15 protein-coding genes and 2 tRNA genes are annotated in these 19,488 nt (G+C 64.2%); all 17 read left to right on the plus strand.

Features of this window, described 5'->3' with window-relative positions:
- Positions 1-171, plus strand: a 171-nt coding sequence (locus AC3WOH_RS16800) for an EF-Tu C-terminal domain-related protein (RefSeq protein WP_492230585.1), incomplete at its 5' end; no start/stop codon positions are given.
- Between the two features lie 9 nt (positions 172-180).
- Positions 181-256: transfer RNA gene (locus AC3WOH_RS16805), tRNA-Trp, on the plus strand.
- 90 nt (positions 257-346) lie between these two features.
- On the plus strand, positions 347-730 hold the full coding sequence (gene secE / locus AC3WOH_RS16810) for a preprotein translocase subunit SecE (protein WP_409962814.1): 384 nt from the start codon (positions 347-349) through the stop codon (positions 728-730).
- A 3-nt stretch (positions 731-733) separates the two neighbouring features.
- Positions 734-1,330: a transcription termination/antitermination protein NusG gene (gene nusG / locus AC3WOH_RS16815; protein WP_492230443.1), complete on the plus strand. Its 597-nt coding sequence runs from the start codon at positions 734-736 to the stop codon at positions 1,328-1,330.
- Between the two features lie 124 nt (positions 1,331-1,454).
- Positions 1,455-1,886 carry a 50S ribosomal protein L11 gene (rplK, locus tag AC3WOH_RS16820; protein WP_492230444.1) on the plus strand — a complete coding sequence of 144 codons (432 nt, stop codon included), beginning with the start codon at positions 1,455-1,457 and terminating at the stop codon, positions 1,884-1,886.
- 1 nt (position 1,887) lies between these two features.
- A complete protein-coding gene (gene rplA / locus AC3WOH_RS16825) occupies positions 1,888-2,583 on the plus strand; it encodes a 50S ribosomal protein L1 (RefSeq protein ID WP_492230445.1) in 696 nt (231 codons plus the stop codon).
- A 238-nt stretch (positions 2,584-2,821) separates the two neighbouring features.
- Complete coding sequence (gene rplJ, locus AC3WOH_RS16830) at positions 2,822-3,346, plus strand: 50S ribosomal protein L10 (RefSeq protein WP_492230446.1); 525 nt, start codon at positions 2,822-2,824, stop codon at positions 3,344-3,346.
- A gap of 40 nt (positions 3,347-3,386) precedes the next feature.
- Entirely contained in the window at positions 3,387-3,764 is a 378-nt protein-coding gene (gene rplL, locus AC3WOH_RS16835; protein ID WP_184859290.1) for a 50S ribosomal protein L7/L12, read from the plus strand.
- Positions 3,765-4,029: 265 nt separating this feature from the next.
- Entirely contained in the window at positions 4,030-8,142 is a 4,113-nt protein-coding gene (rpoB, locus tag AC3WOH_RS16840) for a DNA-directed RNA polymerase subunit beta (protein WP_492230447.1), read from the plus strand.
- A 21-nt stretch (positions 8,143-8,163) separates the two neighbouring features.
- Positions 8,164-12,405 carry a DNA-directed RNA polymerase subunit beta' gene (gene rpoC, locus AC3WOH_RS16845; protein WP_492230448.1) on the plus strand — a complete coding sequence of 1,414 codons (4,242 nt, stop codon included), beginning with the start codon at positions 8,164-8,166 and terminating at the stop codon, positions 12,403-12,405.
- A gap of 257 nt (positions 12,406-12,662) precedes the next feature.
- A complete protein-coding gene (locus tag AC3WOH_RS16850) occupies positions 12,663-13,211 on the plus strand; it encodes a LemA family protein (protein ID WP_492230449.1) in 549 nt (182 codons plus the stop codon).
- A gap of 80 nt (positions 13,212-13,291) precedes the next feature.
- On the plus strand, positions 13,292-14,719 hold the full coding sequence (gene rsmB, locus AC3WOH_RS16855) for a 16S rRNA (cytosine(967)-C(5))-methyltransferase RsmB (protein WP_492230450.1): 1,428 nt from the start codon (positions 13,292-13,294) through the stop codon (positions 14,717-14,719).
- A gap of 40 nt (positions 14,720-14,759) precedes the next feature.
- Positions 14,760-15,338 carry a DUF4390 domain-containing protein gene (locus tag AC3WOH_RS16860; RefSeq protein WP_492230451.1) on the plus strand — a complete coding sequence of 193 codons (579 nt, stop codon included), beginning with the start codon at positions 14,760-14,762 and terminating at the stop codon, positions 15,336-15,338.
- Entirely contained in the window at positions 15,335-17,629 is a 2,295-nt protein-coding gene (locus tag AC3WOH_RS16865; protein ID WP_492230452.1) for a sensor histidine kinase, read from the plus strand. Before AC3WOH_RS16860 ends, AC3WOH_RS16865 begins: the two co-directional genes overlap by 4 nt.
- 41 nt (positions 17,630-17,670) lie before the next feature.
- The gene (locus AC3WOH_RS16870) at positions 17,671-18,351 is read left to right on the plus strand and encodes a response regulator (protein WP_184859276.1); all 681 of its coding nucleotides are present in this window, start codon (positions 17,671-17,673) and stop codon (positions 18,349-18,351) included.
- Between the two features lie 57 nt (positions 18,352-18,408).
- A tRNA-Phe gene (locus tag AC3WOH_RS16875) sits at positions 18,409-18,484 on the plus strand.
- A 201-nt stretch (positions 18,485-18,685) separates the two neighbouring features.
- Entirely contained in the window at positions 18,686-19,414 is a 729-nt protein-coding gene (locus AC3WOH_RS16880; protein WP_492230453.1) for an O-methyltransferase, read from the plus strand.
- Positions 19,415-19,488 lie beyond the last annotated feature (74 nt).

The raw sequence follows: 19,488 nt of genomic DNA on the forward strand, positions 1-19,488 counted from the left end.
ACCGGCGCGATCGAGCTGCCAGCGGACAAGGAAATGGTCATGCCAGGCGACAACGTGTCGATCACCGTCAAGCTGATTAACCCCATCGCCATGGAAGAAGGTCTGCGCTTCGCCATCCGTGAAGGCGGTCGTACCGTCGGCGCCGGCGTCGTGGCCAAGATCATCGCCTAATAGCGTTACAGGGGTATAGCTCAATTGGCAGAGCGTCGGTCTCCAAAACCGAAGGTTGTAGGTTCGATTCCTACTGCCCCTGCCACCTGAAAAGTGGCGCCCAGCAAGCCCGCCAGAACCTGGCGGGCTTCGGCGTCTTGGGCGACGCCGCGAATCGGATCAGGAAACAATACACATGGCCACTTCCCAGGTTGAAACCGTCAATACCGGTGCAGACAAAGCCAAGCTCGCTGCTGTGGCCGCACTGGTCATTGCATCGGTGGCTGGCTTTTACCTGCTGAGCAAGCAGGGTGCGATCGCCCAATGGGCGGCATTGATCGTCGGACTGGTTGCTGCGGCTGCCGTGTTCCTGGTGTCCGAGCCAGGCCGGCAGTTTGTCGCGTTTGCGCGCGAAGCCTGGCGCGAAGTGAAGAAGGTCGTCTGGCCCACGCGCAAGGAAACCTTGCAGATGACGGCCTACGTGTTTGCATTCGTCGTCATCATGTCGATCTTCCTGTGGGCGACCGACAAGACCCTGGAATGGGTCCTGTACGACCTGCTTTTGGGCTGGAGGAAGTAAGTGATGACTGACAATTCTGTGGACGCCACCGGATCTGAAGCCCTGGCCCCCGCTGCATCGGGCAACCCCGATCTGCGCTGGTACATCGTCCATGCCTACTCGGGCATGGAAAAGGCGGTCGAGCGCAACATCGTGGAGCGCATCGGCCGCTCGGGCATGGAGACCAAGTTCGGCCGCATCCTGGTCCCGACCGAAGAAGTCGTCGAAATGAAGAACGGCCAGCGCAAGACCACCGAGCGCCGCCTGTTCCCCGGCTATGTCTTCGTCGAAATGGTCATGGACGACGATACTTGGCACTTGGTGAAGCACACCAACAAAGTCACAGGTTTCGTGGGTGGTGCCAAGAACCGTCCCGCTCCCATCTCGGAAGACGAAGTGCAGAAGATCGTCAGCCAGATGCAGGAAGGCACGGAGAAGCCGCGCCACAAGATCGAATTCATGGTGGGCGAGCTGGTCCGCGTGAAGGAAGGCCCATTCACCGACTTCAACGGTTCCGTCGAAGAGGTGAACTACGAGAAGAGCCGTGTGCGGGTGTCCGTCATGATCTTCGGCCGCTCCACCCCGGTGGAACTCGAATTCGGCCAGGTCGAGAAGACCTGAGCCTGCTGTTTGTTTTTGGATGCCGCACCTTTTCGGCTCGGTGCGGATGAAAGTGTTGTGAGTCGTTAACCCCGGGGAGCTCAAGCCGCAAGGCCTGGGCGTCATCACCCGCAAGGAGTAAAGCATGGCGAAGAAAATCGTCGGCTTCATCAAGCTGCAAGTTCCAGCTGGTAAGGCCAATCCATCCCCACCAATCGGTCCCGCACTGGGCCAGCGTGGCCTCAACATCATGGAGTTCTGCAAGGCATTCAATGCGCAGACCCAAGGCGTTGAGCCAGGCCTGCCACTGCCCGTGGTCATCACGGCTTTTGCAGACAAGAGCTTCACCTTCATCATCAAGACGCCGCCAGCGACGACCCTGATCAAGAAGGCGATCAAGCTCGAAAAGGGTTCGGCCAATGCGCTGAAGACCAAGGTCGGCAAGATCACGCGCGAACAGCTCGAAGAGATCGCCAAGACCAAGCTGAAGGACATGAATGCTGCCAACGTCGACGCTGCTGTGCGCACGCTGGCTGGCTCCGCCCGCTCGATGGGCGTGACGGTGGAGGGTTTGTAAGATGGCCAAGCTGACCAAGAAGCAAAAAGCCCTGCAAGGCAAGGTCGACAGCACCAAGCTGTACGCATTCGCCGAAGCAGTTGCGATCGTGAAGGAAGCCGCTACGGCCAAGTTCGACGAATCCATCGACGTGGCCGTTCAGCTGGGCATCGATGCCAAGAAGTCCGACCAGGTGGTTCGTGGCGCCGTGGTGCTGCCCAACGGTACCGGCAAGACGACCCGCGTGGCCGTGTTCGCCCAGGGCGCCAAGGCTGAAGAAGCCAAGGCCGCTGGTGCCGACGTCGTCGGCATGGACGACCTGGCCGCCATGGTCAAGGCTGGCGACATGCCTTTCGATGTGGTGATCGCTGCCCCTGACGCGATGCGCGTCGTTGGTACGCTGGGCCAGATCCTGGGCCCACGTGGCCTGATGCCCAACCCCAAGGTGGGCACCGTGACGCCTGACGTCGCTACGGCTGTGAAGAACGCCAAGGCAGGTCAAGTGCAGTTCCGCGTGGACAAGGCCGGTATCGTGCACAGCACGATCGGTCGCCGTTCGTTCGACAACGAGAAGCTGCAAGGCAACCTGGCTGCACTGATCGAAGCCCTGAACAAGGCCAAGCCTGCTACCAGCAAGGGCCTGTACCTGCGCAAGGTGGCTGTGTCTTCCACGATGGGCCTGGGTGTCCGCGTGGACACGCAAACCATCGCAGCGTAATTGCAAGAAATCTTCGGGCCGGCCTTCGGGTGGGCCCGATGTGGTGGGCTGGGGCTGCTTCGGCAGGCCCAGGCCATCCAAGACCGTTGGTGTGCGAGCCGGTCGCACTTAAAGCCAGACAAGGTGCCAACGCAGATGGCGATCCCGCTGCAGATGGAAAATTTTCCTAAAACAGTTGGTCGCTGCAACAAGAGCGCGCACGAGGCCATCGCCGAGTGCGCATTTTAAGGAGTAGACCTTGAGTCTTAATCGCAGTGAGAAAGAAGCGGTCATCAATGAAGTGACCAGCCTCGCCGCAAAAGCTCAAACGCTTGTGATCGCGGAATACCGCGGCATCACGGTCGCCGACATGACCAAACTGCGCGTCGACGCCCGCAGCAAGGGTGTGAGCCTGAGTGTTCTGAAGAACACCCTGGCCCGCCGTGCTGTGGCAGGCAGCGCGTTTGACGTGGTGGCTGACCAGATGACCGGTCCGCTGATCTATGGCTTCTCCGAAGACGCTGTGGCCGCCGCCAAGGTGGTGGCCGATTTCGCGAAGACCAACGACAAGCTGGTCATTCGCGGTGGCGCTTTCGGTGGCAAGGCCCTGGATGTCAACGGCGTGAAGCAACTGGCCAACATTCCTTCCAAGGAAGTGCTGCTGGCCCAGATTTGTGGCTTGCTTATGTCCCCCATGTCGCGTACGGCCGTTGTGCTGGGCGCACTGGCGGCGAAAAAAGGCGAAGGCGCAGCCCCTGTGGCCGCCGAACCTGCAGCGGCTTGATGGCCGGGCAGATAACCAACACAATTGTTAGGAAATAAAAATGGCATTCGATAAAGACGCATTTTTGACCGCTCTGGACAGCATGACGGTTCTGGAACTCAATGACCTGGTGAAGGCCATTGAAGAGAAGTTTGGCGTGAGCGCTGCAGCCATGGCTGCTCCTGCTGCCGGCGGCGGCGGTGGCGCTGCTGCAGCTGCTGAAGAGAAGACGGAATTCAACGTGGTGCTGACCGATGCCGGCGCCAACAAGGTGTCCGTCATCAAGGCAGTGCGCGAAATCACCGGCCTGGGCCTGAAGGAAGCCAAGGACCTGGTGGACGGCGCTCCAAAGAACGTCAAGGAAGGCATTGCCAAGGCTGACGCCGAAGCTGCCGTCAAGAAGCTGGTGGAAGCCGGTGCCAAGGCTGAACTGAAGTAATTCGGTCCCTTGCAAGGGCTGGAGCGCTCCTCGCGGGCCTCCAGCCTTTGGCGCTTTCAGAGCGCACCCGAAAGCCGCATTCCCGTAGCGGTTTTCGAGTGTCTTCTGACAACCCCGACAGCAGAAGATACCTTGGTTCGGGTGATGTGCAATGCATCGCCGTCCGCCATGGTTGGTAGTGGCCAACCGCCAAGCCCGCAAGGAGGAGAGCCTTTGCGGGTCAGTCGTCGAAGACCCAGGACTCATGTCTTTGCCCGGAGATCTCATGGCCTATTCCTATACCGAACGCAAGCGAATCCGCAAAAGTTTCGGCAGCCGCGACAGCGTGCTGGAAGTCCCTTATCTGCTGCAGATGCAGAAGGACGCATACACCGCTTTCCTGCAGGCAGACAAAGCACCCCAGAAACGGACCATCGAAGGCCTGCAGGCGGCCTTTGACGCAGCTTTCCCCATCGTCTCCCACAACGGTTTCGTGGAGATGAAGTTCATCGAGTACAACCTGGCCAAGCCCGCCTTCGACGTGCGCGAGTGCCAGACCCGGGGCCTGACCTTCGCCTCGGCCGTGCGCGCCAAGGTGCAGCTGATCATCTATGACCGCGAGTCTTCGACCTCGCAGTCCAAGGTGGTCAAGGAAGTCAAGGAACAAGAGGTCTACATGGGCGAAGTGCCCCTGATGACCGAGAAGGGCTCCTTCATCATCAACGGCACGGAGCGTGTGATCGTCTCGCAGCTGCACCGCTCGCCTGGCGTGTTCTTCGAGCACGACAAGGGCAAGACCCACAGCTCGGGCAAGCTGCTGTTCTCCGCTCGCATCATTCCCTACCGCGGCTCCTGGCTGGACTTCGAATTCGACCCGAAGGACATCCTGTACTTCCGCGTGGACCGTCGCCGCAAGATGCCGGTCACGATCCTGCTCAAGGCCATCGGCCTGAACCCCGAGTCCATCCTCGCGAACTTCTTCGTGAACGACAACTTCCGCATCATGGACAGTGGTGCGCAGATGGAGTTCGTGCCCGAGCGCCTGCGCGGCGAAGTGGCCCGTTTCGACATCACCGACAAGTCGGGCAAGGTCGTGGTCGCCAAGGACAAGCGCGTCACCGCGCGCCACACCCGTGAACTGGAGCAATCGGGCACCACGCACATCAGCGTGCCCGAAGACTTCCTGATCGGCCGCGTCGTGGCCCGCAACATCGTCGACACGGACACCGGCGAGATCATCGCCAAGGCCAACGACGAGCTGACCGAAGCGCTGCTCAAGAAGCTGCGTGTGGCCGGCATCCAGGACGTGCAGTGCATCTACACCAACGAACTCGACCAGGGTGCGTACATGTCGCAGACCCTGCGCATTGACGAAACGGTAGACGAGTTCGCTGCGCGCGTGGCCATCTACCGCATGATGCGCCCTGGCGAGCCGCCAACGGAAGACGCCGTGCAGGCCCTGTTCCAGCGCCTGTTCTACAACCCCGACACGTACGACCTGTCGCGCGTGGGCCGCATGAAGTTCAACGCCAAGATCGGCCGCGACGAATCCACCGGCCCCATGGTGCTGTCCAACGAGGACATCCTGGCCGTGGTCAAGATCCTGGTGGACCTGCGCAACGGCAACGGCGAAGTCGATGACATCGACCACCTGGGCAACCGCCGCGTGCGCTGCGTGGGCGAACTGGCCGAAAACCAGTACCGCACCGGCCTGGCACGTATCGAGAAGGCCGTGAAGGAACGTCTGGGCCAGGCCGAGCAAGAGCCGCTCATGCCCCATGACCTGATCAACAGCAAGCCGATCTCGGCCGCCCTGAAGGAATTCTTCGGCGCCTCGCAGCTGTCGCAGTTCATGGACCAGACCAACCCGCTGGCCGAAATCACGCACAAGCGCCGTGTGTCCGCACTGGGCCCGGGCGGTCTGACCCGCGAACGCGCCGGCTTCGAAGTGCGCGACGTGCACGTGACCCATTACGGCCGCGTCTGCCCTATCGAAACGCCTGAAGGTCCGAACATCGGCCTGATCAACTCGCTGGCCCTGTACGCCCGCCTGAACGAGTACGGTTTCATCGAAACCCCGTACCGCCGCGTGGCCGATGGCAAGGTGACGAACGACATCGACTATCTGTCGGCCATCGAAGAAGGCAAGTACGTGATCGCGCAGGCCAACGCCGTGCTCGACAAGGACGGCCGCCTGTCCGGTGACCTGGTGTCGGCCCGTGAAAAGGGTGAATCCATCCTGTGCGGTGCCGACCGCGTGCAGTACATGGACGTGTCGCCAGCGCAGATCGTGTCGGTCGCTGCCTCGCTGGTTCCGTTCCTGGAGCACGACGATGCGAACCGCGCGCTGATGGGCGCCAACATGTCGCGCCAGGCCGTGCCCGTGCTGCGTCCCGAGAAGCCCCTGGTGGGCACGGGCATCGAGCGCGTGGCCGCCGTCGACTCCGGCACCGTGGTCACGGCCAACCGTGGCGGCGTGGTGGACTATGTCGACGCGACCCGCATCGTGGTGCGCGTGAACGACGCCGAAGCCGTTGCCGGTGAAGTGGGTGTGGACATCTACAACCTCATCAAGTACCAGCGTTCCAACCAGAACACCAACATCCACCAGCGTCCCATCGTCAAGAAGGGCGACATGCTGGTCAAGGGTGACGTGATCGCCGACGGCGCATCGACGGACTTTGGCGAAATCGCCATCGGCCAGAACATGCTGATCGCCTTCATGCCCTGGAACGGCTACAACTTCGAAGACTCGATCCTGATCTCCGAACGCGTGGTGGCCGAAGACCGCTACACCTCGATCCACATCGAGGAACTGGTGGTCATGGCCCGTGACACGAAGCTGGGCGCCGAAGAAATCACGCGCGACATCCCGAACCTGTCGGAACAGCAGCTGAACCGCCTGGACGAGTCCGGCATCATCTACGTGGGCGCCGAAGTGCAGCCCGGCGACACGCTGGTCGGCAAGGTCACGCCCAAGGGCGAAACCACCCTCACGCCCGAAGAGAAGCTGCTGCGCGCCATCTTCGGCGAGAAGGCTTCCGACGTGAAGGACACCTCGCTGCGCGTGGACCAGGGCTCGCAAGGCACCGTGATCGACGTGCAGGTGTTCACCCGCGAAGGCATCCAGCGCGACAAGCGCGCCCAGCAGATCATCGACGATGAACTCAAGCGCTTCCGCCTGGACCTGAACGACCAGCTGCGCATCGTCGAGGCCGACGCCTTCGACCGTATCGAGAAGCTGCTCAACGGCCGCGTGGCCAATGGCGGCCCGCAGAAGCTGTCCAAGGGCACGAAGATCGACAAGGCCTACCTGGCCTCGGTGGAGAAGTTCCACTGGTTCGACATCCGCCCTGCGGAAGACGAAGTCGCCACCCAGCTCGAATCCATCAAGAACGCTTTGGAGCAGACGCGCCACAGCTTCGACCTGGCTTTCGAAGAAAAACGCAAGAAGCTCACGCAAGGCGACGAGTTGCCCGCTGGCGTGCTCAAGATGGTCAAGGTCTACCTGGCCGTCAAGCGCCGCCTGCAGCCGGGTGACAAGATGGCCGGCCGCCACGGTAACAAGGGTGTGGTCTCCAAGATCGTTCCGGTCGAAGACATGCCCTACATGGCCGACGGCACCCCTGCCGACATCGTGCTCAACCCGCTGGGCGTGCCTTCGCGGATGAACATCGGCCAGGTGCTGGAAGTCCACCTGGGCTGGGCCGGCAAGGGCATTGGCCAGCGCATCGGCGACATGCTGCAGCAGGAAGCCAAGGCGAGCGAGCTGCGTGCCTTCTTCGAAGAGGTGTACAACTCGCGCGGCCGCAAGGAAGACCTGTCGCAGCTGACGGACGACGACCTGCTGTCCATGGCGCAGCACCTGACGGCCGGCGTGCCCTACGCAACCCCCGTGTTCGATGGTGCTTCGGAAGAAGAAATCATGGACATGCTGAAGCTGGCCTACCCGGACGACCTGGCCGCACGCAAGGGCCTCACGCCCACGCGCACCCAGGCCTACCTGCACGATGGTCGCACCGGTGACCGCTTCGAGCGCCCCACCACCATCGGCTACATGCACTACCTGAAGCTGCACCACTTGGTGGACGACAAGATGCACGCCCGTTCCACGGGTCCGTACTCCCTGGTCACGCAACAGCCGCTGGGCGGCAAGGCCCAGTTCGGTGGCCAGCGTTTCGGGGAAATGGAAGTGTGGGCGCTGGAAGCCTACGGCGCCGCCTATGTGCTGCAGGAAATGCTTACCGTCAAGTCCGACGACGTGGTGGGCCGTACCAAGGTGTACGAGTCCATCGTCAAGGGCGAACACGCCATCGAAGCCGGCATGCCGGAATCGTTCAATGTGCTGGTCAAGGAAATCCGTTCGCTGGGCCTGGACATCGAGCTGGAACGCTCCTAAGCGGAAAAGGAAAGAGTCACTATGAAATCGCTACTCGACCTGTTCAAGCAATTCACGCCGGATGAGCACTTCGATGCCATCCGCATCGGCATGGCTTCGCCCGAGAAGATCCGTTCGTGGTCTTTCGGCGAGGTGAAGAAGCCCGAGACCATCAACTACCGCACGTTCAAGCCCGAGCGCGATGGCCTGTTCTGCGCCAAGATCTTCGGCCCCATCAAGGACTACGAGTGCCTGTGCGGCAAGTACAAGCGCTTGAAGCACCGCGGCGTGATCTGCGAGAAGTGCGGCGTTGAAGTCACGCAGACCAAGGTGCGCCGCGAGCGCATGGGCCACATCGACCTGGCTGCGCCCTGCGCGCACATCTGGTTCCTGAAGTCGCTGCCATCGCGCCTGGGCCTGGTGCTGGACATGACGCTGCGCGACATCGAACGCGTGCTGTACTTCGAAGCCTATGTGGTGACCGACCCCGGCATGACCCCGCTGAAGAAGTTCAGCATCATGTCCGAGGACGACTACGACGCCAAGCGCAAGGAATACGGCGATGAGTTCATCGCCAAGATGGGCGCCGAAGGCATCAAGGACCTGCTGGAATCCATCGACATCGACCTGTCGATCGAACGCTTGCGCGGCGATCTGACCGGCTCCGAAGTCAAGGTCAAGAAGAACGCCAAGCGCCTGAAGGTGCTGGAAGCCTTCAAGAAGTCGGGCATCAAGCCCGAGTGGATGGTGCTCGAAGTGCTGCCCGTGCTGCCACCGGACCTGCGTCCGCTGGTGCCGCTGGACGGCGGCCGCTTCGCGACCTCCGACCTGAACGACCTGTACCGCCGTGTCATCAACCGCAACTCGCGTCTGCGCCGCCTGCTGGAACTGAAGGCCCCTGAAATCATCGCGCGCAACGAAAAGCGCATGCTGCAGGAAGCCGTCGACTCGCTGCTGGACAACGGCCGCCGTGGCAAGGCCATGACGGGCGCCAACAAGCGCGCGCTGAAGTCGCTCGCCGACATGATCAAGGGCAAGTCCGGCCGTTTCCGCCAGAACTTGCTGGGCAAGCGCGTGGACTACTCCGGTCGTTCCGTGATCACCGTGGGCCCGACGCTCAAGCTGCACCAGTGCGGCCTGCCCAAGCTGATGGCCCTGGAGCTGTTCAAGCCCTTCATCTTCTCGCGCCTGGAAGCCATGGGCATCGCGACGACGATCAAGGCCGCCAAGAAGGAAGTCGAATCCGGCACGCCGGTGGTGTGGGACATCCTGGAAGAGGTCATCAAGGAACACCCGGTGATGCTCAACCGTGCGCCTACGCTGCACCGCCTGGGCATCCAGGCGTTCGAGCCCATCCTGATCGAAGGCAAGGCCATCCAGCTGCACCCCCTCGTCTGCGCGGCCTTCAACGCCGACTTCGACGGTGACCAGATGGCCGTGCACGTCCCGCTGTCGGTGGAAGCGCAGATGGAAGCCCGCACGCTGATGCTGGCCTCCAACAACGTGCTGTTCCCGGCTTCGGGCGAACCCTCCATCGTTCCTTCGCAGGACGTGGTGCTGGGCCTGTACTACGCCACCCGCGATCGCATCAACGGCAAGGGCGAGGGCCTGATCTTCGCCGACACCGGTGAAGTGCAGCGCGCCTTCGACGCGGGCGAGGTCGAGCTGGCCACGCGCATCAACGTGCGCCTGACCGAGTGGACCAAGAACAAGGAAACCGGCGAGTTCGTGCCCGAGACCAAGATGGTGGAAACCACCACGGGCCGTGCCCTGCTGTCCGAGATCCTGCCCAAGGGCCTTCCCTTCTCGAACATCAACAAGGCGCTCAAGAAGAAGGAAATCTCCAAGCTCATCAACGTCTCCTTCCGCAAGTGCGGTCTGAAGGAAACGGTGGTGTTCGCCGACAAGCTGCTGCAAAACGGTTTCCGCCTGGCCACGCGCGCCGGCATCTCCATCTGCATCGACGACATGCTGGTGCCGCCACAAAAGGTCGGCATCATCGAGCGCTCCGAGAAGGAAGTGAAGGAGATCGAACAGCAGTACGTCTCGGGTCTGGTGACTTCCGGCGAGCGCTACAACAAGGTGGTGGACATCTGGGGCAAGGCCGGCGACGAAGTGTCCAAGGTGATGATGGCCCAGCTGTCCAAGCAGAAGGTCACGGACCGCCACGGCAAGGAAGTGGACCAGGAGTCCTTCAACTCCATCTACATGATGGCCGACTCCGGTGCCCGCGGCTCTGCCGCCCAGATCCGCCAGGTGGCCGGCATGCGCGGCCTGATGGCCAAGCCTGACGGCTCGATCATCGAGACGCCCATCACCGCGAACTTCCGCGAAGGCCTGAACGTGTTGGAGTACTTCATCTCCACCCACGGTGCCCGTAAGGGTCTGGCCGACACGGCGCTGAAGACGGCCAACTCCGGCTACCTGACGCGCCGCCTGGTGGACGTGACGCAGGATCTGGTTGTGACCGAAGAGGATTGCAACACCGCCAATGGTTCGCTGATGCGCGCCATCGTCGAAGGCGGTGAAGTGATCGAATCGCTGCGCGACCGTATCCTGGGCCGCACCGCTGCCGAAGACGTGCTGCACCCCGAAACCCGCAAGGTGCTGGTGCCTGCCGGCGTGATGCTGGAAGAAGACCTCATCGAGGAAATCGAAGCCGCCGGCGTGGACGAAGTGAAGGTGCGCACCGCACTGACCTGCGAAACCCGCTACGGCCTGTGCGCCAAGTGCTATGGCCGCGACCTGGGCCGCGGCGGCCTGATCAACCTCGGCGAAGCCGTGGGTGTGATCGCCGCCCAGTCCATCGGTGAACCCGGCACGCAGCTGACCATGCGTACCTTCCACATCGGTGGTGCCGCATCGCGTGCCGCCATCGCCTCGAGCGTGGAAGCCAAGTCCAATGGCGTGATCGGCTTCAACGCCACGATGCGCTACGTGAGCAACACCAAGGGCGAGCTGGTGGTGATTGCACGTTCGGGTGAAATCATCATCCACGACGAGCATGGCCGCGAGCGCGAGCGCCACAAGGTGCCGTACGGTGCCCTGCTGACGGTGAAGGCCGACCAGTCCATCAAGGCCGGCACCATCCTGGCCAACTGGGATCCGCTGACCCGCCCGATCATTACCGAGTTCGCCGGCCAGGTGAAGTTCGAGAACGTCGAGGAAGGCCTCACGGTTGCCAAGCAGCTCGACGAAGTGACCGGTCTGTCCACCCTGGTGGTGATCGACCCCAAGCGCCGCGGCGCTGCCAAGGTCGTGCGCCCGCAGGTCAAGCTGATCGACGCGCAGAACAACGAAGTGAAGATCCCTGGTACCGACCACTCGGTGACCATCGGCTTCCAGATCGGCTCGCTGATCCAGGTGCGTGACGGCCAGGACGTGGGCCCCGGCGAAGTGCTGGCGCGTATTCCGGTCGAAGGCCAGAAGACCCGCGACATTACCGGCGGTCTGCCCCGCGTGGCCGAGCTGTTCGAAGCCCGTACCCCGAAGGACAAGGGCACGCTGGCCGAGATGACCGGCACCGTGTCGTTCGGCAAGGAAACCAAGGGCAAGGTCCGTCTGCAGATCACCGATCCCGAAGGCCATGTGTTCGAAGAACTCGTGCCCAAGGAAAAGAACATCCTGGTGCACGAAGGCCAGGTGGTGAACAAGGGCGAGTCCATCGTCGATGGCCCGGCCGATCCGCAGGACATCCTGCGCCTCTTGGGCATCGAAGAGCTGTCGCGCTACATCGTCGATGAAGTGCAGGACGTGTACCGCTTGCAGGGCGTGAAGATCAACGACAAGCACATCGAGGTGATCGTTCGCCAGATGCTGCGCCGCGTCGTGGTCGAGAACGTCGGTGAGTCGAACTACATCGCTGGCGAGCAGGTCGAGCGCTCCGAGATCCTCAACACCAACGAGGCACTGCAGGCCGAGGGCAAGATCCCCGCGACCTACAGCAACCTGTTGCTGGGTATCACGAAGGCATCGCTGTCGACCGACTCGTTCATCTCGGCGGCGTCCTTCCAGGAAACCACCCGCGTGCTCACCGAGGCTGCCATCATGGGCAAGCGCGACGAGCTGCGTGGCCTGAAGGAAAACGTCATCGTGGGTCGCCTGATCCCTGCCGGTACCGGCCTGGCCTACCACCAGGCGCGCAAGGCCAAGGACGCCATGGACGACGCCGAGCGCCGTGCCATCGCCGAAGCCGAAGCCGCTGAAATGGCGGCCTCGTCGACGGACGATGCCACCGAGGTCGAAGGCAGCACCACCACCGCCACGGACACGTCCGCAGACTGACGCCCCGTGGCACCGGACAAGGCCCCAGCGATGCAGCAATGCGCGGCGCGTGGGGGTCTGGTTCGGTGCAGGCCCCGGCCCGAAAACGCTCCCGCCCTGTCTTCGGACAGGCCGGGAGCGTTTTTATTGGAGCGCTGCCGGTGCGCTCCGCTTGTTCTCCTCCGTTTTCTTTTCCCGGCCACGGGCTGCGCCTGCAGCGCCAACCTGTGGCAATGTGTATGTGGTCATCGCCCCTTTTCTGGATTTTTGTCGCCATCATGCTGTTCTGGGCCCTGGGGGCCTACAACCGCCTGACACGGCTGCGCTCCTCCGTGGTCCAGGCCTTTGGGGCCGTGGATGCCCACCTGGTGCGCCTGATCGCCCTGCTGGGTGAGTTCGACGCGGTCCAGGGCCACAGTGCGGCCCCTGCGGCAGTGTCGGGTGGCGCCGCGAACAGTGATGAATCGCCCACCCCGCTGCTGGATCCGGCCAAGGTCGCAGCCCTGCGCGGTGCCACCACCCAGATGGGGGCGTCGCTGGCTGTGGCGCGCTCGCAGCCCCTGCAGCGCGACGCCCTGGCAGCGCTGACCGCCGCGCGCAGCGTGCTCGACGCCACTTGGCGCAGCGTGGTGACCGAAGCCGATGGCCCGGATGTCCGGGAGATGGTGGCGCCCTGGTCCATCCGCTGGGAAGAGCACCACGCCCAGATCGATCTGGCGGTGCAGGTGATCAACCATGCCGCAGAGCAGCACGATGCCGCCATCCACCAGTTTCCGGCCCGCTTGCTCGCCTGGGTCTTTGGATTCAAGGCGGCCAAGGGCTTGTGATCCTTCGCCTGTTTCCTGCTCCTTCCCACTGATTGCCAGACACCGCGCCCGGGCGCGGTGACCCCAAGGGTCCCACCACCATGAAACCAGCACCACCCCAACCCACTGCGTCCGACAAGCGGCGCCCTGGCGCCGATCGCAATGCCGTGCAGCCCGCTGCCGGCGGCGGCGCGCCCCAGGTGGCGCTGTGGCAGCAGCTCATCGCGGTGGCCGGCGTGCTCCAGGCGATCCGCGGTGGCGCCTCGGGCACGGCGGCGCTGGACGCGGTCGGCGCGGCGCTGCGCCCAGGCGTGCAGGCCCTGCTGTTCCAGGTGCTGCGCAACCTCGGGCGTGCCGAGGCCCTGCGGCGACAACTGGCCCGGCGACCGCCTCCGGCCGATGCGGATGCCCTGCTGTGCGCCGCGCTCGCCTTGTGCTGGCGTGCTGACGAGGCCCCCTACGAGCCGTTCACCCTGGTCAACCAGGCGGTGGAAGCGGCCAAGCGCCACCCGGCCACACGCGCCCAGTCTTCGTTCATCAATGCCTGCCTGCGGCGTTTTCTGCGCGAAAGCGACGCCCTGGTGGCGGCCACCGATGCCGATCCCGTGGCGCGCTGGAACCACCCGCTGTGGTGGATCAAGCGCCTGCAAAAGGACCACCCGGCGCAGTGGGAGCAGATTCTGCACGCCAACAACACCCATGCCCCGATGGCGCTGCGCGTGAACCGGCTGCAGGGGAGCCAGGCGCAGTACCACCAGGAACTGGCCGAGATGGGCGCTGCTGCCGACCTGGCCGGCGCCGACGGCCTGGTGCTGCAGCGGCCGCTGCCGGTACAGGCGCTGCCTGGTTTCGCACAGGGCCGGGTGTCGGTACAGGACATGGCGGCCCAGCAGGCGGCCCCCCTGCTGCTGCAGGGCATGGACCGCACGCGCAGCCTGCGGGTGCTGGATGCCTGCGCCGCGCCTGGCGGCAAGACCGCCCACCTGCTGGAGATGGCCGGGGAGGGCGCCCCCCTGCAGGTGACGGCCCTGGAGATCGACGCCATGCGCGCCGAGCGCATCCACCAGACCCTTGCGCGCCTGGGCCTGTCTGCCCAGGTGCTGGTGGCCGACGCCGCCCGGCCCGAGACCTGGTGGCCCGCGGCCAGTGGCGGGGCGCTGTTCGATGCCATCCTGCTCGACGCGCCCTGCACCGCCTCCGGCATCGTGCGCCGCCACCCAGACGTGCGCTGGCTGCGCCGCGAGACCGACATCGCCCAGCTGGCGGCCCTGCAAAAGCAGCTCTTGGCCACCCTGTGGCCGCTGCTCGCACCCGGTGGGCGGCTGCTGTACTGCACCTGCTCCGTCTTCCGTGCGGAGGGCGATGCGCAGGTGCAAACGTTTCTTGCACACAACACCGATGCACATTTGCTCCCCTCGCCCGGGCATTTAATCCCCCGCGCAGCGGACAAGCAGGGGGCTGTCCCGGACAATCGAATCGGTGATCACGACGGATTTTTTTACGCACTGTTGCAAAAATCGGCCGACTGAGCGTTTGGCAGCTCGTTGGGTGTGGATTGGTGCGTTTTTGATGCTGATCACCTTGCTGGCGTGGCCGCTGGCCACCCGGGCAGAGAGCAGCCGGGGCGAGGTGGCCGAACTGCGGCTGCAGCGCCTGGACGACGGGATCTACCTCAGCACCAGCCTGGAGTTCGACCTGCCCGAGCTGGCCGAGGACGCACTGCGCAAGGGCATTCCCATGTACTTCGTGATGGAGGCGCAGGTGATGCGTGACCGCTGGTACTGGTCCGACCGCCTGGTTGCGGAGGCCACGCGCTACCTGCGGCTGAGCTACCAGCCCCTGACCCGGCGCTGGCGCCTGAGCACCTCGGCATCGCCCATCACCAACACCGGCGTGGGCGTGGCCTTGGTGGGCCAGAATTTCGACGATCTGGAGGATGCGCTGTCTGCAATGCAGCGTGTTTCGCGCTGGAAGATCGCAGAAGCTGCTGCAATCGATACCGATGCAGGCCATTCGATACAGTTCCGTTTCAGGCTCGACATGTCGCAGCTGCCCCGCCCCTTCCAGATCGGTGCGGTGGGTCGCTCGGGCTGGAACCTGCTGGTCTCGCGCTCCGGGCGCCTCGCCCTGCCGGAAGGCGCCAAGTGAGCACCTCGGGCCCGGCGGCGCCCGCGTCGGCTTCGGCCCATCTGGCGGCACGCCAGTCCCGCGCCGTGCGCTGGGCGGTGGGGGTGGGCGCGGCCATCATGTCGGCCATCGGGCTGGTGCTGCTCTTCCTGCTGACACTGGCCACCAACAACCGCGCGCTCTACGAGCGCAACTACGCCTGGCTGTTCGGCGTGAACGTGCTGGTGGCCCTGCTGCTGCTTGCGGTGCTGGGCTGGGTGGCGGTGCGCCTGTGGCTGCGCCTGCGCCGGGGCCGCTTCGGCAGCCGCCTGCTGGTGAAGCTGGCGGCCATTTTTGCGCTGGTGGGCCTGGTGCCCGGTGTGCTGATCTATGTGGTGTCCTACCAGTTCGTGACCCGTTCCATCGAAAGCTGGTTCGACGTGAAGGTCGAGGGGGCGCTGTCCGCCGGGGTGAACCTGGCGCGCGTCTCGCTCGATGCCCTGGCGACCGACATGGCCTCCAAGACGCGCACCGCCAGTGCCCAGGTGGCGCAGGTCCCCGACGCTTCCGCCGGGGTGGTGCTCGAGCGCATCCGCGACCAGTTGGGGGCCACCGACGTCATCCTGTGGAACGGTGCCGGACAGGCGGTGGCCAGTGCCGGCCAGTCGCGCTTCAGCCTGAACCCCGAGCGGCCCGGCGTGCCGCTGCTGCGCACCGTGCGCCAACAGCGTGCGCTGGCGCAGATCGAGGGGCTCGACGATATAGCCGACCCTGTCGCCGTGCAGAACGCACGGGTGAAGATCATCGCCCTGGTCAGCAGCCCCACCGTGGGCTTGCTGGCCGAGCCGCGCTACCTGCAGGCCACGCTGATGCTGCCGCCGGCCCTGGTGGAGAACGCCATCGCCGTGCAGGAGGCCAACCGCGAGTACCAGGAGCGCGCCCTGGCGCGCGGTGGCCTGCGGCGCATGTATGTGGGCACGCTCACGCTGAGCCTGTTCCTGGCCGTCTTCGGTGCCGTGCTGCTGGCCGTGCTGCTGGGCAACCAGCTGGTGCGGCCGCTGCTGGTGCTGGCCGAGGGGGTGCGCGAGGTGGCTGCCGGCAACCTGAGCCCCAAGGCCGCCCTGCAGGGCAAGGACGAACTCGGCGGCCTGACCCGTTCGTTCGCGCTCATGACCCAGCAGCTGGCCGATGCCCGGGGTGCCGTGGAGCAGAGCATGAGCGAGGTGGACGCGGCCCGCGCCAACCTGCAGACCATCCTGGACAACCTCACCGCCGGCGTGATGGTGCTCGATGGCGCGGGCACGATCCGCTCGTCCAACCCCGGGGCCACGCGGATCCTGCGCGCGCCCATGGCGGCGTACGAAGGGCAGGCCCTGGCCGAGGTGCCGGGCCTTGCGGACTTTGCCGCCGCCGTGCAAAAGCAGTTTGCCGCCTTTCTGGGCGAGCGTGACCACCATGGCCTGGACCACTGGCAGCATCCGTTCGAGCTGCACGCCTCCCTTGCCGGGGCCGGGCAGCACGCGACCAGCATCATTGCGCGGGGCGCCGAGCTCCCGGATTCGACCCGACTGTTGGTTTTTGACGACATTTCAGAGATCGTTTCTGCGCAGCGTGCGCAGGCCTGGGGAGAGGTTGCGCGCCGCCTTGCGCATGAGATCAAGAACCCGCTGACGCCCATCCAGCTGTCGGCCGAACGGCTGGAGATGAAGCTCACCGGCAAGGTCGGCGCGACCGAACAGGCCGTGCTCGCCAAGTCGGTCCGGACCATCGTCGAGCAGGTCGATGCCATGAAGCGCCTGGTCAACGAATTCCGTGATTACGCCCGTCTGCCGGCGGCCGAGTTGCATGCGCTGGACATCAATGCACTGGTGACCGATGTGCTCCATCTGTATGGCGAGGAAAACGCCACGGTCCCCGTGAAAGCTGAGCTGGACGCGCGTTGCCCGGCGATTGCAGGCGATGCGCAGCAACTGCGCCAGGTGGTGCACAACCTGCTGCAGAACGCACAGGACGCGACCGAACAGGCGCGCGCAGCGGGTGGCGAGAACCTGCCGCCCGTGCGCATCACCACCCGCTGGAGCGAGTCGTCGGGGCGCGTGCGGCTCACGGTTTCGGACAGCGGCAGCGGCTTTCCCGCACACATCCTGCAGCGCGCTTTCGAGCCCTATGTCACCACCAAACCGCGTGGCACCGGCCTGGGTCTGGCGGTGGTGAAAAAGATCGCGGACGAGCACGGAGCTCGCATCGACCTGTCCAACCGTGTGGAAGATGGCGTGGTGCGGGGCGCCCAAGTGTCGTTATCATTCGCCACTGAACCAGCGGTGGCGGCATAACAACACCGCCCCGCAGTACCTCCCAAGGCGTTTTCACACACATGGCAAACATTCTGGTGGTCGACGATGAGCTCGGCATTCGCGACCTGCTGTCCGAAATCCTGAACGACGAAGGCCACAGCGTGGACCTCGCAGAGAACGCGACGCAAGCCCGTGCAGCGCGTGCCGGCAGCAGCTATGACTTGGTGCTGCTCGACATCTGGATGCCCGACACCGATGGGGTGTCGCTGCTCAAGGAATGGGCCACCGGCGGTGTGCTGACCATGCCCGTCATCATGATGAGCGGCCACGCCACCATCGACACGGCGGTGGAGGCCACCCGCATCGGCGCCTTCTCCTTTCTGGAAAAGCCCATCACCCTGCAAAAGCTGCTCAAGGCCGTGGAACAGGGCCTGGCGCGCAATGCGGCCCACCATGCCGCACCCGTGGCCGCCGTGCAGGCCCCGGCCGCTGCGCCGGCCGATGCGCCGTTCACCCAGGTGCCGGTGATCACGGCCTTGTCCGGTGTCGAGACCGGCCCGCATTCGCACCAGGGGTTCGATCTGGACCGCCCGCTACGCGAGGCGCGCGATGGCTTTGAAAAGGCCTACTTCGAATTCCACCTCGCGCGCGAAGGCGGCTCCATGACCCGCGTGGCCGAAAAGACCGGCCTGGAACGCACCCACCTGTACCGCAAGCTGCGCCAGCTGGGTGTGGACCTGGGCCGTGGCAAGCGCGCCTGAAAAAAATTGATCCGTAATCTTTTTAGGGCCAATTTTCTGGCTATAATTTGAGGCTCAGGCCCGGTAGCTCAGTCGGTAGAGCAGAGGATTGAAAATCCTTGTGTCGGTGGTTCGATTCCGCCCCAGGCCACCAAATCGCAACGCCCCAGTATCTTCAATGGTGCTGGGGCGTTTTGCATTCAGGGGCCAGTTCCACTGGACGGCTGGGCGGCCCATTTCCTAAGATGGCTGCTGTGCACACACCGCCATCCTCTGACTATCCCCCTTTCCGCAGCCCCCGGCTGCAGCCTTGGCGCAGGCGCTCGGCCTGCCGCTGTTCGCATCTCCCTGGCACATGCCCCAGTACCCCGAGGGGGCCGTGGGGCGATGGCGCATGCAGCGTGGCCGCGTGGGCCTGGACCGCGGTTACCACAGTGGTCCCTGTGTCGCCGCGGATTCCGCCGTGCTCCTGCGCCAAGGTGCTGGCGATCGCTGGGAAACCTGGATGTCGCTCTCTCCCTTCGAAATCGAAAGCCAGGAGCTGGCCTGCCGCCATGCGCATGGGGACACGGTCGTGATGGGCCTGGGCATGGGCTGGACGGCGGCCAACATGGCATTGCAGCCTGCCGTGCGCAAGGTCACGGTGGTGGAGCGCGACGCCGAGGTGCTGGAGCTCTTCGACGAGTGCCAGGTGCTCGCGGGCCTGCCGGCGTCGGCCGCCAGCAAATTCGATCTCGTGCAGGCCGATGCCCTGGAATGGACGCCGCCGATGGGCACGCCGGCAATCGATTTTCTGTTTGCCGACATCTGGCTGGATATCGCCGAGCCGCGCACGCTGGCCGACGTGCAGCGCATGCAGTCGAACGTGCAGGCCAAACAGGTGTACTTCTGGGGGCAGGAGCTGGTGCTGGGCGCCTTGGCGCGCCAACAGGCGCAGCCGTCCGATGGCCTGTGCTGGACGCAGGCGCTGGAGTGGGCGGTACGTGGCACGGGCCTGCCGTTGCTGCAGCAACCGGCCGCGGGCCATGCAGACTTTGTCGCCCAGGTGCTGCAGTTGCGCGAAAGGTCCGCGTCTTTGCCTTGAGGGCGGGGGGCTTCGAAAAAATTCTCTTCAGGCAGTTGACGAAATAGTAAAGACTATTTACATTAACTTCCATC

Source organism: Acidovorax sp. FW305-C-20-28 (genome assembly GCF_058783375.1).

What these genes read in the sequence shown, in the direction of transcription:
- AC3WOH_RS16870 (WP_184859276.1), top strand. Translation starts at nt 17,671, where the DNA reads ATGGCAAACATTCTGGTGGTCGACGATGAGCTCGGCATTCGCGACCTG.
- AC3WOH_RS16850 (WP_492230449.1), top strand. Translation starts at nt 12,663, where the DNA reads ATGCTGTTCTGGGCCCTGGGGGCCTACAACCGCCTGACACGGCTGCGC.
- rpoB (WP_492230447.1), top strand. Translation starts at nt 4,030, where the DNA reads ATGGCCTATTCCTATACCGAACGCAAGCGAATCCGCAAAAGTTTCGGC.
- rplK (WP_492230444.1), top strand. Translation starts at nt 1,455, where the DNA reads ATGGCGAAGAAAATCGTCGGCTTCATCAAGCTGCAAGTTCCAGCTGGT.
- AC3WOH_RS16860 (WP_492230451.1), top strand. Translation starts at nt 14,760, where the DNA reads ATGCTGATCACCTTGCTGGCGTGGCCGCTGGCCACCCGGGCAGAGAGC.
- rsmB (WP_492230450.1), top strand. Translation starts at nt 13,292, where the DNA reads ATGAAACCAGCACCACCCCAACCCACTGCGTCCGACAAGCGGCGCCCT.
- AC3WOH_RS16880 (WP_492230453.1), top strand. Translation starts at nt 18,686, where the DNA reads ATGCCCCAGTACCCCGAGGGGGCCGTGGGGCGATGGCGCATGCAGCGT.
- rplL (WP_184859290.1), top strand. Translation starts at nt 3,387, where the DNA reads ATGGCATTCGATAAAGACGCATTTTTGACCGCTCTGGACAGCATGACG.
- rpoC (WP_492230448.1), top strand. Translation starts at nt 8,164, where the DNA reads ATGAAATCGCTACTCGACCTGTTCAAGCAATTCACGCCGGATGAGCAC.
- nusG (WP_492230443.1), top strand. Translation starts at nt 734, where the DNA reads ATGACTGACAATTCTGTGGACGCCACCGGATCTGAAGCCCTGGCCCCC.
- rplA (WP_492230445.1), top strand. Translation starts at nt 1,888, where the DNA reads ATGGCCAAGCTGACCAAGAAGCAAAAAGCCCTGCAAGGCAAGGTCGAC.
- secE (WP_409962814.1), top strand. Translation starts at nt 347, where the DNA reads ATGGCCACTTCCCAGGTTGAAACCGTCAATACCGGTGCAGACAAAGCC.